Genomic DNA, 18,429 nt, shown 5'->3' on the forward strand with positions numbered 1-18,429 from the left:
ACTGCCGACGGGTGCCGGGTGCTACGAGTCAATCGAGCGCTTCTTCAAGCTCGGCGGCTTCTTCCTGATGGGAGCAGGCCGTACAGTGCCATTCGGTCTGTCCGCGCACGCGCTTCTCCACCATCATGCCGCCGCATTCCGGACAAGGCTTGGGCACCGGTTTGTCCCACGAGACGAAGTCGCACTCGGGATAACGGTCGCAGCCGTAGAACATACGTCCCTTTTTGCTGCGCCGCTCTACGACCTGGCCCGCCTTGCATTTCGGGCAGGTGACGCCCGTGGCCTTCACGATCGGCTTCGTGTTGCGGCATTCCGGGAATCCGGAGCAAGCCAGGAACTTGCCGAAGCGGCCCATCTTGTATACCATCGGACTGCCGCATTTTTCGCAGATTTCGTCCGAAGGCTCGTCTTTGATCTCGATTTCCTTCATTTCTTCTTCCGCGACTTCAAGCCGCTTCTCGAACGACTTGTAGAAGTCGCCGATGACACCGACCCAATTTTCCTTGCCGTCCTCGACCTGGTCGAGATCGCCTTCCATATGTGCGGTGAACTCCACGTCCAGAATCTCGGGGAAAAACTCCTCCATGAGCTGGATGACCAGCTCGCCGAGCTCCGTCGGGAAAAACTTCTTTTCTTCGATCGCGACGTAGTTGCGCTTCTGGATCGTCTCGAGCGTCGGCGCATACGTACTCGGACGTCCGATGCCTAGTTCCTCGAGCGAGCGCACGAGCCTCGCCTCGGTATATCTCGGCGGCGGCTGCGTGAAGTGCTGCTTCGGCTCGATCGACTCGGTCACGACCTTGTCGCCCGTCTTGAGCGCCGGCAGGAGCCGCTCCTCGTCCGCGGCTTCGTCGTCGCTTCCTTCTACGTACACCTTCATGAACCCGGCGAACTTGAGCTTGGAGCCGTTCGCCCGGAACGTCGCTTCGCCGCTCATCAGATCGACCGTCATCGTGTCGAGCACGGCGGAAGCCATCTGACTCGCCACGAAACGCTCCCATACGAGCTTGTACAGCCGCAGCTGGTCCCTGGACAAATACGACTTGACCTCTTCGGGCGTCCGCAGGACGGAAGTCGGACGAATCGCTTCGTGCGCATCCTGGGCATTGGCGTTTTTCTTCAGATAAACGCGCGGCGTCTCCGGATAGAAGCTCGCTCCGTATTTTTCCTCGATAAAGCTCTTCGCTTCTTCCTGGGCGACGGGAGAGATGCGGGTCGAATCCGTACGCATATACGTGATCAGACCGACCGTGCCCTCCGCGCCGAGATCGACGCCCTCGTACAGCTGCTGCGCGACCTGCATCGTCTTCGACGCGCGGAAGTTAAGCTTGCGGGCCGCTTCCTGCTGCATCGAGCTTGTGATGAACGGCGGCGACGGATTGCGCAGCCGCTCCTTTTCCTTGATCTCTCCGACCGTGAACGGCTGCGAGCCGACCTTGGCGAGCACCTTGTTCACGTCGTCCTCGGTGTGCAGCTCGCTCTTGTCGCCGGAGAGCGAATGGAACTTCGCCTCGAAGGCGGACGCGCCCTGCTTCAGATGGGCGGTGATGCTCCAATACTCGACCGGCTCGAACATCTTGATTTCATTTTCCCGGTCCATGATGAGCTTGACGGCGACCGACTGGACGCGGCCGGCGCTTAAGCCCTTCTTCACTTTTTTCCACAGCAGCGGGCTGATCTTGTAGCCGACCAGACGGTCGAGCACGCGACGCGCCTGCTGCGCATTGACCAGGTCCATATTGATCGGGCGCGGCGTCTTGAACGCGTCCTTGACGGCCTGCTTCGTAATCTCGTTGAATACGACACGGCAGGAATCCTGCTCGTTCAGTTCCAGATAGTGCGCCAGATGCCATGCGATCGCTTCGCCTTCGCGGTCGGGGTCGGCCGCGAGATAGACGCGCTTCACCCGCTTGCTTGCATCCTTCAATTCCTTCAGTACGCTGCCTTTTCCTCTGATCGTTATATACTTGGGTTGAAAATCGTTCTCTACTTCGACGCCGATCTGACTCTTCGGCAAATCGCGGATATGCCCCATGGACGCCTTGACGATGTACTTGCTGCCTAAATATTTGCCGATCGTCTTGGCTTTGGCCGGGGATTCTACGATGACAAGGGAATCCGCCACGTCAAAACCTCCTCTCCTACGGTCAACGGGCCCGGGGCTCTGCCTGTCGTCCGGTTGAGGAAACGACGGGCGCGGCTCACAGGGCTATATATACGGAACCGGGCTGCTGGTGTATTCGTTGCTTTATTTGTAAAGATATCAGAACCGCGTGTAAAAGTCCAAACGTCAACCCGCTGCGGTGGCACAATTCCTCCGCAGAGGCCGGCCCCTCTTCAAGCAAACGATAGATTTTAGCCTCGTCTGCGCTTAGCTGCGGTTCGTTCCACGAAGGCATCCCGGGGATCAATACGCCGTCCAAATAATGGCGGTAGTGCTTGATGACGTCCTCCGCATCGAGCACCTGCGTTGCCCCGTCCCTGATCAGCTCGAGCGCGCCGCGGCTGCGAGGCGAGCTGATCGGACCGGGCACGGCATAGACATCGCGGTTTTCTTTGGTCGCTTCGATCGCGGTGAGCAAGGCGCCGCTCCGCGCAGCGGCTTCTACGACAACTACGCCGAGCGACAGCCCCGCTATGATCCGGTTGCGCATGGGGAACATCCCCGGATGTATCGGCACGTCGGGCGGCGTCAAGGACAGGATCAGGCCGTCCTCCGCGATTCTCCTGTAGAGCGCTCTGTTCTCGGGCGGATAGACGACATCCGCGGGCGACCCCAGCACGGCGATCGTGCTCCCACGCCCCCGCAGCGCTCCCGTATGAGCCGCCGCGTCGATGCCCTTGGCCATCCCGCTCGTGACGGTGAGGCCGGCATGACTGAAGGACGCGGACAGGTCCTCCGCCGCCCGTTTGCCGTACGCTGTCGCTTGACGCGTGCCGACGACCGCAATCTGCGGCTTGGCGAGCAGCGCCAGCCGTCCGATGCAATAAAACACCCACGGCGGCTTGAAAATCTGCCGCAGCCGCTCCGGATATTCCGGGTCCAGCGCCGTCACGACGTTCAGGCCGCTTCTCGCCCATCTGGCGCGCCGCCTGGCCATCTGCGACGGCTCGAGGCTTCGGGCGATCGCTTCGGCGCGACGCGCCGACATCCCCAGCGCCCGCCAGTCCGCCGGCCTCCGCTTGTCCGCTTCCTTCAGCCCGTCCTGGGCCATAATCGCTTTGATCGTCTCCCAGCCTACGCCCTCCGTCTCATGGAGCGCCGCCAACGCGTCCCGCATTTGCTCCAGCAACATTCCCCGCTCCTTCCGCAGCGCGGCAAATGCAAACAGCCCTCCACATTCCCGAAGGAAGGCGGAAGGCTGCTTGCCTGCCGTATGTTATGACTTTCCTTTTAATTCAAGCCGCTCATTCGCTCACAAGTTGCGGCTTAGCCCTTGCACTTCTCGAGCAGGCCGCGCTCTTCCAGAACCGAGACCAGGGTGGCGCCCATGTCGGACGGCGTCGGCGCGACACGGATGCCGCATTCCTCCAGCACCTTGATCTTCTCGGCCGCAGTACCCTTGCCGCCCGAGATGATGGCGCCGGCGTGTCCCATGCGCTTGCCGGCCGGAGCCGTCGCGCCGCCGATGAAGCCGACGACAGGCTTGGTCATGTTCGCCTTGACCCACTCTGCCGCTTCTTCCTCGGCCGTGCCGCCGATCTCGCCGATCATGATGACCGCGTACGTATCCGGATCTTCATTGAACAGGTGCAAAATATCGATGAACTCCGAGCCCTTGACCGGGTCGCCGCCGATGCCGACCGCGGACGATTGCCCGATGCCGCGCGTCGTCAGCTGGTGTACGGCCTCATAGGTCAGCGTACCCGAACGGGATACGACGCCGACGTGGCCCTTTTTGTGGATATAACCCGGCATGATGCCGATCTTGATCTCATCGGGCGTGATGACGCCCGGGCAGTTCGGACCGATCAGACGGGTCTTCTTGCCCTCCATATAGCGCTTGACCTTAACCATGTCAAGCACCGGGATGCCTTCGGTGATGCAGATGACGAGATCCAGCTCGGCGTCGACCGCCTCGATGATCGAGTCTGCAGCGAACGGAGGTGCGACATAGATGACGGACGCGGTAGCGCCGGTGTTGGCGACGGCTTCGCGGACCGTATTGAAGATCGGAAGCGTGACCTTCGTGCCGTTCTCCAGATCAAAATCGATCGTTTGGCCGCCCTTGCCCGGCGTGACGCCGCCGACCATCTGCGTGCCGTACTCGAGCGCGCCCTTGGCGTGGAATGCGCCAGTCGCTCCCGTGATGCCTTGGGTAATGACCTTCGTATTTTTATCGATCAAGATGCTCATGACTTCACACTCCCCGGTTCTCCCTGATTATTTCACCAGCGCTACGATCTTTTGAGCGCCGTCCGACATCGAATCCGCGGCCACGATGTTGAGGCCCGAATTGTTCAAGATTTCTTTGCCGAGCTTGACGTTCGTCCCTTCGAGACGCACGACGAGCGGCTTGTCCAGGCCGAGCTCGCGAGCTGCGGCCACTACGCCTTCGGCGATGATGTCGCACTTCATGATGCCGCCGAAAATATTGACAAAGATGCCCTTCACGTTCGCGTCGGACAAGATGATCTTGAACGCTTCGGTTACCTTTTCCTTCGTGGCGCCGCCGCCGACGTCGAGGAAGTTGGCCGGCTCTCCGCCGAAGTACTTGATGATGTCCATCGTTGCCATGGCAAGGCCTGCGCCGTTGACCATGCAGCCGATGTTGCCGTCAAGCGCGATATAGGACAGATCGTACTTGGAAGCCTGAATTTCCTTGTCGTCCTCTTCGTCGAGGTCGCGCAGCTCCACGATGTCCTTGTGGCGGAACAGCGCGTTGGAATCGAAGTTCAGCTTGGCGTCGAGCGCCATAACGTCACCGCCGCCCGTTACGACAAGCGGATTGATCTCCGCGATGGAGCAGTCCTTGTCCACGAACGCCTGATACAGCGACAGCATGAACTTGGCGGCTTTGTTCACAAGCTCGTTCGGAATATTGATCGCGTAAGCGATACGGCGAGCCTGGAACGTCTGCAGGCCGATTGCCGGATCGACGACTTCCTTAATAATCTTCTCCGGAGAATGCGCGGCGACCTCTTCGATCTCCGTGCCGCCTTCTTCGGATGCCATCAGGACGACGCGTCCCGTGCCCCGATCGACGACCAGGCCGACATAATATTCCTTCTTGATGTCGCAGCCTTCTTCGATCAGCAGACGCTTGACTTCCTTGCCTTCCGGACCGGTCTGGTGCGTGACGAGCACCTTGCCGAGAATCTCGGAGGCATACTGGCGAACCTCGTCCAGACTCTTCGCTACCTTGACGCCGCCGGCCTTGCCGCGTCCGCCTGCATGAATCTGAGCTTTGACGACCGAAACGCCAGTACCGAGTTCTTCGGCAGCCTTGACCGCCTCTTCGACCGTGAACGCGACCTTGCCGCGAGGTACGGCGACGCCGTACTGTCTCAAGACTTCCTTGCCTTGATACTCATGAATATTCATGGCCTAGCATCCTCCCGTTTAAAACGCATCATAACAACCCTGTAGGCGCTTCTTGCAAGCACCAAACCTTACCCATTGTATCACTTTTCGCTTGGCCGTTCCTCTGTTTTTCATCAAACTTTTAGATGACTTTGGCAACGATTTCATCTAAATAAGAGAACGGACGGCACATTCCTTCATTAGAATAGCCCAATGCGGCACGGTCGCATTCATGGATTCGATGACGGTCGAAAGGACTCGCGCCCCGCCTCATGATCGGGCAGCCGCCTCCGCGGACATCGTCGGCAGCTGGCGGTCGAGCGCGCGGTACTGAACGGCTTCGGCGACATGCTCGAGGGCAATTCCGTCGCAGTCGTCCAGATCGGCAATCGTGCGGGAGAGCTTCAGGATGCGGTCATGCGCCCTGTAGCTCAGGCCGAGTCTGCTGTACATGCCGGCGAGCAGCGCTTCGGCATCCGACGTCAATCTCACATGCGCCGCCAGCATGCGTCCCGACAGCTCGCTGTTCCAGCGGATGCCGCTGTCCGCATAGCGGCGGCTCTGCCTGTCGTATGCGACGCCAAGCAGCTCTCTGGCCTGGGCCGACGTCATCCCAGGCGCATCGCTGAAGCTGATCGCCTGTCTCGGCAGCTCGACCTGGAGATCGATCCTGTCGGCGAGCGGACCGGACATCCGGGAGCGGTACCGCGCGAGCGAGCTTGCCGAGCAGGTACAGCCTTGCTCGCGATCGTCGCCGCCCCAGAAGCCGCAGGCGCAAGGATTCATCGCGGCCGCCAGCATGAAGCTCGCCGGAAAACGCGCCACGCCCCGCACCCGCCCGATCGTCACATGGCGATCCTCGAGCGGCTGTCGAAGCGATTCAAGCGCGCCGCGTCCGAATTCGGGCAGCTCGTCCAGAAACAAAACGCCTCTATGCGCCAGCGTCACCTCGCCGGGCCTCGGCAACTGACCGCCTCCGACCAAGCCCGAGATCGATATCGTGTGATGGGGCGCGCGAAAGGGCCGCTCCCGAATCAGACCGCTTCGCTGGCCCGCGAGCTTGCCGCTCACGCTGTAAATCTTGGTCACTTCCAGCGCTTCATCGTCTTCGAGCCGCGGCAGCAGCGACGGCAGCCTGCGGCACAGCATCGTCTTGCCCGTGCCCGGAGGGCCGATAAACACCAGATTATGCATGCCTGCCGCCGCGATCAGCAGCGCCCGCTTGCCCTGCAGCTGGCCTGCGACATCGCCAAGATCGAGCGCGGAGCGCGGCTCGCCGCCGGCGGTCCGCCCCTCCTCAGACAGGCCGGTTCCATCAACCTCGGGAAGCGCCGCAACTCCGCGGGTCCAGTCGGACAGCGAGCGCACGGCGATGACCTCGATGCCTTCGATTAGGGCGGCTTCGCTCCAGCTCGCCGCCGGCACATACACCCGCCGAAGGCCAGAGCGCCTCGCCATCTCCGCCATCGCCAGCACGCCTGGCACCGGCTTGACTTCGCCGCTCAGCGAGAGCTCGCCGATTATGAGCGCCCCCGCGAGCGCGTCCGGCCGGAACTGGCCGCTCGCGCACAGGATGCCCGCCGCGATCGCCAGATCGAAGGCGCTCCCTTCCTTGCGCATATCGGCCGGCGCCAGGTTGACCGTGATGCGGTCCAGTGGAAACTTCATCCCGCCGTTGTGGATCGCGGCCCGCGCGCGGTCGATCGATTCGCGGACGGCCGGATCCGGCAGCCCGACCACGTTCACCTGGGGCAATCCGGGCGATATGTCGACCTCAACCTCGATCAGCCTGCCCTCGACGCCGGACACCGTAGCGCTTAACAGCTTCGTGTACATGCAAAAAAGCACCTTCCCTCCGCAACGTGTAATCGTCGCCGGAGCAAGGTGCTTCCCTGCATTTCCGTCGTTATTTTATAACAATAGTCTAGTCGAACGAGCCGCTGCCTGTCAACAGGATTGTTCATGTTCTTAAAAAGCGCCCTGCAAATGCCGAAGCGCCTCCAGCCCGCCCGACCTGTCGAAAGTCACCGCGACGACGTCGAACCGGGTTCGCATGCCTTCCTTGCCTGCGAATCTCAAATAAACCTGCGCGGTCGCCCGGACCTGGGCCTGCTTGCGCGGCGTGACCGCCTCCACGGCCGTGCCGAAGCGGCCGCCGGCCGTGCGCGAGCGAACCTCCACGATGACGATCGTATCGCCGTCCGCGGCGATCAGGTCCAGCTCTCCGCTCCGGCAGCGCCAATTGCGCTCGGAGACGACATAGCCGATCCGGCTCAAATATGCCGCCGCCTCGGATTCGGCCGCCAGCCCGCGCTGTCTGCGCATGTCGGGCTTGCGCCGCTCGCGCTTGTCCGCTTCGCTCATGATCGCTCGCCTCCGCCTCTGGCCGCCGCGCGCTTGTCCGAGCGATAGACGAAGCTCAGCACTTCGGCGACGAGCTGGTACAGCTCGGGCGGAATCTCCTGCTCCAGATCCAGCTTGGACAGCACCTCGACCAAGGACGCATCCTCTTGAACAGGCACGCCGTTCTCCGCAGCGCGCTTCAATATCCCTTCGGCGACGACGCCCTTGCCTTTGGCTACGACGACGGGCGCCGACCGCGTCTGCGGATTATACTTGAGCGCCACCGCCTTGCGCGGGATATACCGCTGGCCGTCAGCTTCCCGGCCCTCTCCGCCGCCCCTTCCGTCCGGGAGCGAAGCCCGCCGGCCGGCCTCTTCCGAATGTCGCATGCGCTCCGCCTCCCCGCGGTCCATGATGAATCGCTATGCCTTATAGTCGATACCTTTGTACGGTCTGGCCGCGTAGGCGCCCGCCGCCTTCGTACCCCCGCTGCCGGCCGAATCGCCCTGCGATCGCTCGGGATACGGAGCGGCCGTCAGCGACATCAGCCTGTAGCCGGCTGACTGCAGACCGCTCGCCGCCTCCGCTCTCGCGCCTTCGATCCATTCGGCGACCTCGGGCCGATCGTTCAGCAGCCGCAGCGACACCGATCTGTCCACGACCTGGACGTCCACGACCGTATGCCCCATATGCTGCAGCTCAAGATCGAACAGCAGCCTGCAGTTGTCCGCGTCCCACTCGCCCTTTCGGCTTCTGCGCGCTTCGACATGGACTTTGGCAGTCGTCTCTCCGTCTTTGTTTTTCATCGGGATAAAAAGGGTCATATGGCTCATCATCGCGGTGTTCTGCCGCTCGGCGGACAGAAGAAGCTGCTGGCCGGTAATCTGCTGAACGAGCGTCTGCGCAGCCTCGCGGAGCGCCGGCGGCGCATCCTCCATCCTGGACAATCCGAGCAGCGCAGCCTTGAGCGTGTCCGCTTGCTGCCGCCCCGCATCCGCAGCCTGTCCGGGCGCCTCTCCTGCGCCTCCCTGCTGCGGATCGGACCAGATCCCGCTCTGCGCCGCCGCCCGCTCATGTCCGGCGCCGAGCGCCGTCAGCAGCTTGCCGAGCCACGGTTCGTCCGCGGCTCTGCCGGCTCTCGCCGTGCCCGCATGCTCGCCGCGCTGCGCCGCATGCTCGGGGCGCGTCCCGCTGTCCGGCGCTTGCCCGCTCTCGCTCTCGCTGCGGGCGCGGGCCTGGAGATCGGCAGACGCCCCTGCGCGCGGCTCGCCACCGGCCGCTGCAGCCGTCTCCCGGCCAAGCCGCCCCGCAGCATCTGCTCCGGCTGGCGCCATCCCGGCTTCGGCGCCGCGGGCCGCCTGTCCGCCCGGCGCCCCTGGGCGCGTCCCTGGCGCACTCGCGGCTGCGGCTGAGCCCGATTGCCCGGCCCCCGGTCCGCCCGCCGGCCCCGGCACGACCGAGCCCTGGCCGCCGCCCGGTCCCGGCATCCGGCCCGCACCGGCAGCCGGCGCCTCCTCCGCCTGCTCCTGACCTTGGGTTGCGGCGTTCTGCGCCGCAGTCTGCGCCCCTGCCGCACGCCCCCCAGACTCGCGCACGAGCTGACCGTCCGTCGCCATGTCTTCGCCGGCCGCCGCGCCGATCAGCCCGACGATCTCGCCCAAGAGCCGCTCCGTCCGCTTAGCCGCGGCCGACAGTCCGGGCGCCGCGGACGCATCCGCGGCCGTCTCTCCGACAAGGCTCGCAAGCGACGACAGCTGCTCGTGCAGCGGACGGCCGTACAGCGCCTCCCGCAAGGAGGCGACAGTCGTCTCCGTCGGCTGCAGCCCCCGCCTGAACGCGACGCCGGCCGCGTCCATCCATTCCCGGACGTCCGCGCCCTGCGGCATCGCCGCCGCGGCAGCCTTGAACCAGTCGGCGGTCTCGCGCGAGACCGGATAGCCGTCGCGTGCGAGACCGCGCAGCAGCTCCCGGCTCCAGGCCTGCTCGGGCAGTCCGAACGCCTTCGCGCCGTCGCGCAGCAGCGCCTCGTCGAGCGAGGCCGCGGCGGCGGCATCGCCCAGCGGCTTCAGTGACACCAGTCCCGACGCGGACTCCGCCTGCACCTGCAGCAGCGTGCCCTGCCCGATGCGCAGCTCCGCCTCAAGCCTGGCCCTGACGGGAACGCCATTTATGTTAATCAAGCCTTCCTGGCCGTCCAGCATCTCCACCAGCACGCCGCGCACGATCTGCCCGACGCGCAGCTCGAGCGCCTTCACGTCGGACGGCTGGCTGTCTCTGATGAGCGCCCGCATCAGCGAGCCGATATTCATATCCACCCGCGCACCTCCTCCAGGCAGGCGCTTGCCTGCCCCATCGGCCCACCCGGAATTTGTCTCTCTATGTATGCTATCGGCCGATTGCTCCCGTCACATTAAAACAATGTCTGCTGCTCCGTCGCATAGCGGGACAGAAACGATCTGCGATGAAGCGGCGTAGGCCCGAGCGCCAGCAGCGCCTCGCGGTGTACCTTGGTCGCATAGCCTTTGTGATCCTTGATGCCGTAGCCCGAATAGTTGATATCCCATATGTCCGCGCACAGCCGGTCGCGCGTGACCTTGGCGACGATCGACGCCGCGCCGATCGATTGGCTGAGCATGTCGCCCTTGACGATCTTCGTCTGCGGCAGCCGCAGATCGACCGTCTCCGCGTCGATGAGCAGATGATCCGGCGCCGTGCCGAGCCCTTCGACCGCCAGCTTCATCGCCAGCCGGGAAGCCTGCCTGATATTGACGCGGTCGATCGTCTCCGCGTCGACGCGCCCGACGGACCAGGCAACCGCATTCGCAACAATGACGTCATACAGTTCGTCCCGTTTCTTCTCGCTCAACTGCTTGGAATCGTTGATCCCGTCGAGCACCAGACCCGCAGGCAAAATGACGGCCGCTGCGACGACGTCGCCGAACAGACAGCCTCTCCCCACTTCGTCCACGCCTGCGACCGCGTTGACGCCTTCCGCCCACAGCGCGCGTTCATAGCTCAATCTGTCGATTTCGAGTTGTTCTGCCTTTTTCAAGCTTATCTACCGCCTTCAATACGCTGTCTTCGTTCCTTCAATGCATCTATTGTCCGACAAGTCGGACGAACCGGCAACTGTTTTTCTCTGCCCGCGCGGGCGCCGGCATTGCCGACTGTCGCACATCCCCGTACAACAGGTCTTTTGCAGGTCATAAAAACAAGGCCCGCCGGCATATTCCGGCGAGCCCAGTATCAAGTATGCGGCGGCAATTCGAGCGAGATTCGGCCCAGCTTGGCGGAGCGCAGGTCGCGGAGCAGGACGCCCGCGGCTTTGTCGTAGTCGACATGGCCGCCGCTGCCGAGGCAGCCCCGGCGGCGGCCGATATCCGCCAGCACCTCGGCCGCCGCCGCCGTATCCGGGATGGCTGCCGGCAGCTCGGCGAGACCGTAGCGCTCGACCAGCGTGTCCCGGTATTCGTCCGCGAGATAACGGATCAGCGTGCAGCCGACCTCGTCCACGTGCAGCACTTCTTCCTTGATCGCACCCGTCGCCGCCAGTCTGAAGCCGACATCCGCGTCTTCGAACTTGGGCCACAGGATGCCCGGCGTATCCAGCAGCTCCAGTCCGCCGCTGGTGCGGATCCACTGCTGTCCCTTGGTGACGCCCGGCCTGTCGCCCGTCACGGCCGCGCTGCGCCCCGCCAGCTTGTTGATCAGCGTCGATTTCCCTACGTTCGGAATACCGACGATGAGCGCACGAGCCGGCCGCGGCTTCAGCCCCTTGGCGATCTGCCGATCGATCTTTTCCTTGAGCAGCGTCTGGACGCGAACCGCGATCTCCCTGACGCCGGTGCCGGTGTTCGCGTCGATCAGAAGCGCGCTATGCCCGAGCGCCTGATAATGCGCCAGCCAGGCATCGTTCGCGGCGGGATCCGCCAGATCCGCCTTGTTGAGCAGGATCAGCCTGGGCTTGCTCCCGACGATCTCGTCGATCATCGGATTGCGGCTCGCTTCGGGGACGCGCGCGTCCAGCAGTTCGAACACGACGTCGATCAGTTTGAGCTTTTCTTCGATCTGCCTTTTGGCCCGGGTCATATGACCGGGGAACCACTGGATGGTCAAATGAAACGGCCTCCTTGTGTTATCGCTTCGGCCAGCGCCGGCCCTCCGGCTGTCGCCGCCGTCGTCAATGACGCAGGGCGCTTCGGTCGGCTCAATAGCCGCGGCCGATGTATTTGATCTTGTCGAGCGGCCAGAAGACGAGCTCCGCCCGGCCGACGACCCGATCGATCGGCACATAGCCGATCATGCGGCTGTCTTTGCTGTTCGGACGGTTGTCGCCCATAACGTACAGCATGCCGCTTGGCACCTTGCCGTCCGGGTACGTCTCGTTCGGGAAGTCGCTGCTCCACTTTTGTTCGTTGTACAGCTGGCCTACTCCGTGCATCTCTTCATACGTATCCTTGAGATAGGGCTCTTCAATCTTGGTACCGTTGACGTACACGTCGTCGCCCTGCACCTTCACGGTGTCTCCGCCGACGGCGATGACCCGCTTGATGTAGTCCCGATGCTCGTCCGGCACATGGAAGACGATGACCTCTCCCGCCTTCGGCTTGCGGATGTCGTACACGGCTTTGTTCACGATGATGCGTTCGCCGTTCCAGAAGTTGGGCTGCATCGATTCGCCGTCGACGATAAACGGGTTGAACAGCAGCCAGCGGATCAGAATGACGAGTACGCCCGCGATCGCCAGCGCCTTGACCCACTCGAACACTTCCTTGCCGGCCTTGGAGTTCTTCGCGCCAGGCCCGGTCTGAGACGGCACAGTCGAACCGGGCTCCGCGGGGGTCATATCCTGGGCCGTCTGCCCGGAAGGCGAGCCGGGTACGGAAGATATGCCCAGCCCCGTATCCGATAGCTCCTTGTCGTTCCGATTGTCAGGTTGATCCATTAGCTCGCCTCTTTTCTGACTATTGCTAAGTATTCCCCTCGCAGGGCATGCATGCTTATGCGCAAAGAACGCAAAAGAGGGCTTGAACGAATGCCAAGCCCCCTTGCTTTTTCATTATCGAATTTCCTTGATGCGGGCTGCCTTACCGCGCAGGTTGCGCAGGTAGTAGAGCTTCGCACGGCGAACCTTGCCGCGGCGCGCCACTTCGATCTTATCGAGGCGAGGCGAATGAACCGGGAAAGTACGCTCGACGCCGACGCCGTAGGAAATCTTGCGAACCGTGAAGGTCTCGCTGATCCCGCCGCCGCGACGCTTGATCACGACGCCTTCGAAAAGTTGAACCCGCTCGCGGGAACCCTCGACGACTTTAACGTGAACCTTCAACGTGTCGCCAGGACGAAATGCCGGGATGTCCTTGCGCAGTTGCTCTTGGGTAATCTCAAGAATCAGACTCATAGGGGTATGCCCTCCTTCCGCCATAGACGTTCTTGCCGCTCCCCGGATATTAGTACCCGGATCTTAGCGAGCAGAGGACCGCCCGATTAATCATGCCGGACTCCGACGGCCTAAAGCCGAACAGAGGCATCGACATACACAACATTTGAAATTCTATCACAAACGCCCGCTGCAATCAAGTGCAAAAAAGCGGCGAATCGAAAGAGTCGGACGGACCGACCGGCGGACGGCGCGCATTGACAGCGTCAAAAACGCTGTTCTCTTTGCGTCGTTTCGTTCAGCCATTGCTTTTCCTTGTCCGTCAGGGCAGCCCGCTCCAGCAGCTCGGGGCGCCGCGTCCACGTCCGCAGCAGCGACTGCTGCCTGCGCCACTTGTCGATCTCCGCATGATGCCCCGACAGCAGTACGTCCGGCACCTGGAGCCCTCTGAAGTTCACGGGACGGGTATAATGCGGATATTCGAGCAGGCCGTCGCTGAACGAATCGGTGACCGCAGAGCTCTCGTTGCCGAGCACACCGGGCAGCAGGCGCACCACCGCGTCGATGACGGTCATCGCGGGCAGCTCCCCGCCCGTCAGGACATAATCCCCGATCGACAGCTCGTCCGTCACCAGATGACTGCGAATCCGCTCGTCGTAGCCCTCGTAATGGCCGCATATAAAAATCAGATGTTCCTCGCGGGACAGCTCCTGCGCCTTGGCCTGCGTAAACGTCTCGCCCTGCGGACACATGAGGATGACGCGGGGCCGCGGGGTAACAGAGATATCCGCTGAAGAAGGGTCGGGGGCTGAGCCGTCGGCAGCCTCGGCAGCGGCCGCAGGGGTATCGGCTGTGCATGCGTCGGCTGTGCATGCGTCGGCTGCGAAGCCGTCAGCCGGCTGCCCGGACGCGGCCTGCGCTGCGGCCCGCGCGGCGTCAGGTTCATCCGCCAGCCATGTCTTCCCCGTCACCGCCTCCACGGCCGCGAAGATCGGATCGGGCTTGAGCACCATGCCGCCGCCGCCACCGTAGGGCGTATCGTCGACGGTATTGTGCTTGTTGTTCGAATAATCCCGGAAATTGACCGTGTTCAGCTCGACGAGTCCGCGATCGCGCGCCTTGCCGAGAATGCTGCTGCCGAACACGCCTGCGAACATTTCCGGAAACAGCGTCAATACGTCCACTCTCATCGCTAGAGCAGCCCTTCCATGAGATGAACCTTGACCTTGCGGGCGGCCACGTCGACTTCCTTGACGACCTCGTCGATGAACGGCAGCAGCAAGTCTGAGCCCTTGGGACGCTTCACGACCCAGACGTCGTTCGCGCCGGGAGACAGAATCTCCTTGATATGGCCGAGCGTCTCGCCCTCTTCGGTCACGACCTCGCACCCGACGATATCGCTCAAGTAATACTCGTCCGCTTCGAGCTCCACGCGGTTTTCCGCTTCGACTTTCAGCTCCCAGCCTTTGTATTTCTCGACCTGGTTGATATCGTCCCAGCCCTTGATGCGGACGACAAACATGTTTTTCTGCTCGCGGGCGCCGACGACTTCGACTTCGACGGGCTGCCCGCCCGCTTCGGGATTCACGAGCAGCAGCCGGCTGCCCGCTCTGAACCGAACGTCCGGAAAGTCCGTCTGCGGCCACACCTTGATCTCTCCGCGCACGCCGTGCGTGTTGACGATTTTGCCGACGTTGAGCAATTGTTGATCTGACAAGGGAACGCCCCCTTTTTCGATAGAATATCCCGATCCGTCCCCCGCGAGTCCCGGCGGCATGCGTATGCGCTACAGGACAAAAAGTCCGGAGCGCGCGTACGCGTTCCGGACTTCGGCTGCATGCTATTCGGACACGATGTCCACGATGACGCGTCTGTGGCTCTTGACCGCGGCGGACGAGACGACCGTGCGCAGCGCCTTCGCGATCCGCCCCTGCTTGCCGATGACCTTGCCGACATCGCCGGGATGAACGGTAAGCTCGTACACCAGGCCACGCGCGTCTTCCTTGACCTGAATTTGTACGTCTTCCGGATGATCCACCAATGCCCGTGCAATAACCCGTATGAGTTGTTCCATGGCTGTCAGCCTCCGGGACTCCGACGTATTACTTCGAGAGCTTGGATTCGTGGAACTTCTTCAGAACGCCTGCCTTGCTCAGGAGATTGCGGACCGTATCGGACGCTTGCGCGCCGGATTGCAGCCACTTCAGTGCCTTCTCCTCATCGATCTTCACTTCAGCCGGTTGAGCGACCGGATTGTAGATGCCGATCTCCTCGATGAAGCGACCGTCGCGCGGGGAGCGGGAATCAGCTACGACCACGCGGTAGAAAGGGGCTTTGTGAGCGCCCATACGCTTAAGACGAATGCGAGTTGCCATTGTAAACTTTCACCTCCTTAACGAGATCTCGTTTCATTTAAAAAGGAAACTTCATGCCCTTGCCGCCTTTGCCGCCGAGCAGATTCTTGAGGCCCTTCATCCCGCCCTTGGGTCCCTTCGGGCCCATCATGCCGGAGAATTGCTTCATCATCTTCTTCATGTCCTCGAACTGCTTGAGCAGCCGGTTCACGTCGGCCACGGTCGTGCCGCTGCCGGCCGCGATCCGCTTGCGCCTGCTGTAGTTGATCATGTCAGGCTTCTGCTTCTCCGCCTTCGTCATCGACTTGGCGATCGCCTCGGTGCGCGATATCTGCTTCTCGTCGATCTTGAAGTTCGGATTGGCCTTCAGCTTGTTCATGCCGGGCATCATATCGAGCAGCTGGTCGAGCGGCCCCATCTTGCGGACCTGCTCCATCTGCTCGAGGAAGTCGTCGAAGGTGAACTCGGCCGTGCGCATCTTGCGCTCGAGCTCCTTGGCCTTCTCCTCGTCGATGTTCGTCTGCGCCTTCTCGATGAGCGACAGCATGTCGCCCATGCCCAGAATCCGCGATGCCATCCGATCAGGGTGGAACGCCTCGAGCTGATCGATCTTCTCGCCCGTGGAGGCGAACTTGATCGGGCAGCCCGTCACCGCTTTGACCGACAGCGCGGCGCCGCCGCGGGTATCGCCGTCGAGCTTGGTCAGCACGACGCCGGTCAGCGCGAGCTGCTCGTGGAACGCCTTCGCGACATTGACGGCTTCTTGGCCCGTCATCGCGTCGACGACCAGCAGCACCTCGTCCGGCTTGACGGCCTCGTGAATCTGCTTGATCTCTTCCATCAGCGCTTCGTCGATCTGCAGACGGCCAGCCGTATCGATGAGCACGTAGTCGCGGCCCTCTTCCTTGGCGCGCGCCACGCCCTGCCGGGCGATCTCGACCGGGCTCACCTGGTCGCCCAGGGAGAACACCGGCACGTCGATCTGCCCGCCGAGCACCTCGAGCTGCTTGATCGCGGCCGGACGGTAGATGTCGCCGGCGACGAGCAGCGGCTTGTGGTTCTGCGACTGCAGCAGCTTGGCGAGCTTGCCGACGAGCGTCGTCTTGCCCGCGCCCTGCAGGCCGGCCATCAGGACGACCGTCGGCGGGCGATTCGCCTTCGCCAGCTTGGACTGGGTGCCGCCCATCAGCTCGATCAATTCCTTGTGGACGATATCGACCACGACCATGCCGGGCGTGAAGCTCTTGGTCACTTCAAGGCCGACCGCCTTCTCCTTCACCTTGGCGATGAAGTCCTTGACGACCTTGAAGTTGACGTCGGCCTCGAGCAGCGCCAGCCGGACCTCGCGCATCGCCTCATTGACGTCGTCCTCGGACAGCTTGCCCTTGCCCCGCAGCTTGCCGAATACATTTTGCAGTCTTGTCGTCAATCCTTCGAATGCCATTAGCCGGTCCCTCCCTTCTTCGATAATCTTGCATCTATTCGTTCAATCATATCATTTGTCCCGTTACTGTTCAAAGCTCGCCCTCTTCGGAGCCTCGCAGATTCGCCGCCGTCCTGGCCAGCGCTTCGCGATGCGGCTGCGGGAGTCCGTCGATCTGCCGGTCGAGCGTGTCCAGCCAGCCGTGCAGCCGGATATGCCGCGCCATCAGTCCGAGCTTGTCCTCGTAGCCCTCGAGCGCCTGCTCCGCCCGCTTCAGATGCTCGTAGACCGCCTGCCGGCTGATCTCGAAGTCCGCCGCGATCTCGCCGAGCGAGTAGTCGTCGTGGTAATAAAACTTCAGGAACGTCTGCTGCTTGTCGGTCAGCAGCGGCCCGTAAAAGTCGAACAGCATGTTCATCCGGGTCGTCTTCGCGAGTGCGCTGTCTCCCTGCATCACGATCACTCCTATGCTGTCAAGGGAAACGACTTGACACGCCGCACCCGAAAAACATCATAAGCTTTTTGACCGGACGTTGTCAAGGTGGGAACCTTAACAGCAATAAAATTTAAATTGCGCACTCTATCGGATGGGGCGAAAAAGCGAACGAAAAAACCTGCAAACCAGCTAATGTTTGTCAACCCTCTGGGGTTGGATTGCGACAGCGTTATTGCTATACTGTTTTTGAGTAAGACAAAGAAGCCCTCCGGTGGTACGGATGCTTCTGGGTGAATATGGTATTTAGGCTTTGTAGGGCTCGCCTTTTACGAGGATGGCATATACGTGATGCAAAAGCTTGTTGGCGCAAGCGATCACGGCTACCTTATAGGGCTTGCCCTCTTTTCTTTTCTTTTCTTGTCGTAATAAGCTCTAAGCCGCTCATTCACGCCATTTCTAAGTCCACACGTCACGGCAACATAGAGCGCTTTTCGTAAGCGTTTGGAGCCCCTCTTCGAAATGCGGTTGCGGCTGGCGGTGAACTTCCCCGAGCTATGCACACCTGGATCTAGACCCGCATAGGCGACGAGCTGCTTGGGCGCCCCAAATTGAGCCGCATCCCCGATCTCCGCCACGATGGCAGCCGCGAGCTTATCTCCTACGCCGGGAATGGTCTTCAGTAGCTCTACTTCCGGGATCGTCAGTGCCGTCTCCTCGATGGCTTCCTCCAGTTGGCGAAGCTGTTCTTGCTGTGCGAGTATCGTCTCCACCATACACAGCAGCGCCGTTTGCTGCGCTTTACTTGACTGACTTAAAGGCGGTAACGCTTGTATTCGCTCCACCTTGGCCTGCGCCCAAGCTTTCCCGTGTGAAGAGCCGGCTGTTTCGCGGATTATTTCAACTGTGATGGAGCCGCCGTTTAACCGATGGCGTAGGACCTGTAAGGAAGTTTTGGAAAACAGGTTGTGG

General features: G+C 62.0%; 19 protein-coding genes. All 19 read right to left on the minus strand.

All coding sequences use genetic code 11. The features are described 5' to 3' along the window. Nucleotides 1-28 precede the first annotated feature (28 nt). The gene (gene topA / locus VQ071_RS19565) at nt 29-2,125 is read right to left on the minus strand and encodes a type I DNA topoisomerase (RefSeq protein WP_340515848.1); all 2,097 of its coding nucleotides are present in this window, start codon (nt 2,123-2,125) and stop codon (nt 29-31) included. Nucleotides 2,126-2,201: 76 nt separating this feature from the next. Then, complete coding sequence (gene dprA / locus VQ071_RS19570) at nt 2,202-3,296, minus strand: DNA-processing protein DprA (protein WP_340515850.1); 1,095 nt, start codon at nt 3,294-3,296, stop codon at nt 2,202-2,204. 134 nt (nt 3,297-3,430) lie between these two features. Beyond that, a complete protein-coding gene (gene sucD / locus VQ071_RS19575) occupies nt 3,431-4,357 on the minus strand; it encodes a succinate--CoA ligase subunit alpha (RefSeq protein WP_340515851.1) in 927 nt (308 codons plus the stop codon). Between the two features lie 27 nt (nt 4,358-4,384). Further along, the gene (gene sucC, locus VQ071_RS19580; RefSeq protein WP_340515852.1) at nt 4,385-5,545 is read right to left on the minus strand and encodes an ADP-forming succinate--CoA ligase subunit beta; all 1,161 of its coding nucleotides are present in this window, start codon (nt 5,543-5,545) and stop codon (nt 4,385-4,387) included. 249 nt (nt 5,546-5,794) lie between these two features. Further along, entirely contained in the window at nt 5,795-7,360 is a 1,566-nt protein-coding gene (locus tag VQ071_RS19585; protein WP_340515853.1) for a YifB family Mg chelatase-like AAA ATPase, read from the minus strand. 132 nt (nt 7,361-7,492) lie between these two features. Next, entirely contained in the window at nt 7,493-7,888 is a 396-nt protein-coding gene (locus VQ071_RS19590) for a YraN family protein (RefSeq protein ID WP_340515854.1), read from the minus strand. After that, complete coding sequence (locus VQ071_RS19595) at nt 7,885-8,256, minus strand: EscU/YscU/HrcU family type III secretion system export apparatus switch protein (RefSeq protein ID WP_340515855.1); 372 nt, start codon at nt 8,254-8,256, stop codon at nt 7,885-7,887. Before VQ071_RS19595 ends, VQ071_RS19590 begins: the two co-directional genes overlap by 4 nt. Before the next feature lie 33 nt (nt 8,257-8,289). Next, a complete protein-coding gene (locus VQ071_RS19600) occupies nt 8,290-10,182 on the minus strand; it encodes a hypothetical protein (protein WP_340515856.1) in 1,893 nt (630 codons plus the stop codon). 95 nt (nt 10,183-10,277) lie between these two features. Continuing rightward, nucleotides 10,278-10,919, minus strand: coding sequence for a ribonuclease HII (locus VQ071_RS19605; RefSeq protein ID WP_340515857.1), 642 nt, complete (start codon nt 10,917-10,919; stop codon nt 10,278-10,280). 194 nt (nt 10,920-11,113) lie between these two features. Then, nucleotides 11,114-11,983 carry a ribosome biogenesis GTPase YlqF gene (ylqF, locus tag VQ071_RS19610; RefSeq protein ID WP_340515858.1) on the minus strand — a complete coding sequence of 290 codons (870 nt, stop codon included), beginning with the start codon at nt 11,981-11,983 and terminating at the stop codon, nt 11,114-11,116. A 91-nt stretch (nt 11,984-12,074) separates the two neighbouring features. Continuing rightward, nucleotides 12,075-12,713: a signal peptidase I gene (lepB, locus tag VQ071_RS19615; RefSeq protein WP_445293316.1), complete on the minus strand. Its 639-nt coding sequence runs from the start codon at nt 12,711-12,713 to the stop codon at nt 12,075-12,077. Between the two features lie 213 nt (nt 12,714-12,926). After that, nucleotides 12,927-13,268, minus strand: coding sequence for a 50S ribosomal protein L19 (gene rplS, locus VQ071_RS19620; RefSeq protein ID WP_340515860.1), 342 nt, complete (start codon nt 13,266-13,268; stop codon nt 12,927-12,929). Between the two features lie 245 nt (nt 13,269-13,513). Then, entirely contained in the window at nt 13,514-14,437 is a 924-nt protein-coding gene (trmD, locus tag VQ071_RS19625; RefSeq protein ID WP_340515861.1) for a tRNA (guanosine(37)-N1)-methyltransferase TrmD, read from the minus strand. Nucleotides 14,438-14,439: 2 nt separating this feature from the next. Then, a complete protein-coding gene (rimM, locus tag VQ071_RS19630; RefSeq protein ID WP_340515862.1) occupies nt 14,440-14,964 on the minus strand; it encodes a ribosome maturation factor RimM in 525 nt (174 codons plus the stop codon). Between the two features lie 123 nt (nt 14,965-15,087). Then, nucleotides 15,088-15,321: a KH domain-containing protein gene (locus VQ071_RS19635; RefSeq protein WP_340515863.1), complete on the minus strand. Its 234-nt coding sequence runs from the start codon at nt 15,319-15,321 to the stop codon at nt 15,088-15,090. Nucleotides 15,322-15,349: 28 nt separating this feature from the next. After that, a complete protein-coding gene (gene rpsP / locus VQ071_RS19640; protein WP_090117412.1) occupies nt 15,350-15,622 on the minus strand; it encodes a 30S ribosomal protein S16 in 273 nt (90 codons plus the stop codon). 37 nt (nt 15,623-15,659) lie between these two features. Further along, on the minus strand, nt 15,660-17,045 hold the full coding sequence (gene ffh / locus VQ071_RS19645) for a signal recognition particle protein (RefSeq protein ID WP_340515864.1): 1,386 nt from the start codon (nt 17,043-17,045) through the stop codon (nt 15,660-15,662). A gap of 70 nt (nt 17,046-17,115) precedes the next feature. Continuing rightward, the gene (ylxM, locus tag VQ071_RS19650; RefSeq protein WP_340515865.1) at nt 17,116-17,478 is read right to left on the minus strand and encodes a YlxM family DNA-binding protein; all 363 of its coding nucleotides are present in this window, start codon (nt 17,476-17,478) and stop codon (nt 17,116-17,118) included. Nucleotides 17,479-17,840: 362 nt separating this feature from the next. After that, on the minus strand, nt 17,841-18,429 hold a 589-nt coding region (locus tag VQ071_RS19655), incomplete at its 5' end, for a transposase (RefSeq protein ID WP_340515866.1).

This window comes from Cohnella sp. 56 (genome assembly GCF_037963805.1).
Taxonomy (GTDB): Bacteria; Bacillota; Bacilli; order Paenibacillales; family Paenibacillaceae; genus Cohnella.

Coding starts and splice junctions, on each gene's coding strand:
- dprA (WP_340515850.1), bottom strand. CDS start 3,296: ATGTTGCTGGAGCAAATGCGGGACGCGTTGGCGGCGCTCCATGAGACG.
- sucD (WP_340515851.1), bottom strand. CDS start 4,357: ATGAGCATCTTGATCGATAAAAATACGAAGGTCATTACCCAAGGCATC.
- sucC (WP_340515852.1), bottom strand. CDS start 5,545: ATGAATATTCATGAGTATCAAGGCAAGGAAGTCTTGAGACAGTACGGC.
- VQ071_RS19585 (WP_340515853.1), bottom strand. CDS start 7,360: ATGTACACGAAGCTGTTAAGCGCTACGGTGTCCGGCGTCGAGGGCAGG.
- VQ071_RS19590 (WP_340515854.1), bottom strand. CDS start 7,888: ATGAGCGAAGCGGACAAGCGCGAGCGGCGCAAGCCCGACATGCGCAGA.
- VQ071_RS19595 (WP_340515855.1), bottom strand. CDS start 8,256: ATGCGACATTCGGAAGAGGCCGGCCGGCGGGCTTCGCTCCCGGACGGA.
- lepB (WP_445293316.1), bottom strand. CDS start 12,713: ATGACCCCCGCGGAGCCCGGTTCGACTGTGCCGTCTCAGACCGGGCCT.
- rplS (WP_340515860.1), bottom strand. CDS start 13,268: ATGAGTCTGATTCTTGAGATTACCCAAGAGCAACTGCGCAAGGACATC.
- trmD (WP_340515861.1), bottom strand. CDS start 14,437: ATGAGAGTGGACGTATTGACGCTGTTTCCGGAAATGTTCGCAGGCGTG.
- VQ071_RS19635 (WP_340515863.1), bottom strand. CDS start 15,321: ATGGAACAACTCATACGGGTTATTGCACGGGCATTGGTGGATCATCCG.
- rpsP (WP_090117412.1), bottom strand. CDS start 15,622: ATGGCAACTCGCATTCGTCTTAAGCGTATGGGCGCTCACAAAGCCCCT.
- ffh (WP_340515864.1), bottom strand. CDS start 17,045: ATGGCATTCGAAGGATTGACGACAAGACTGCAAAATGTATTCGGCAAG.
- ylxM (WP_340515865.1), bottom strand. CDS start 17,478: ATGCAGGGAGACAGCGCACTCGCGAAGACGACCCGGATGAACATGCTG.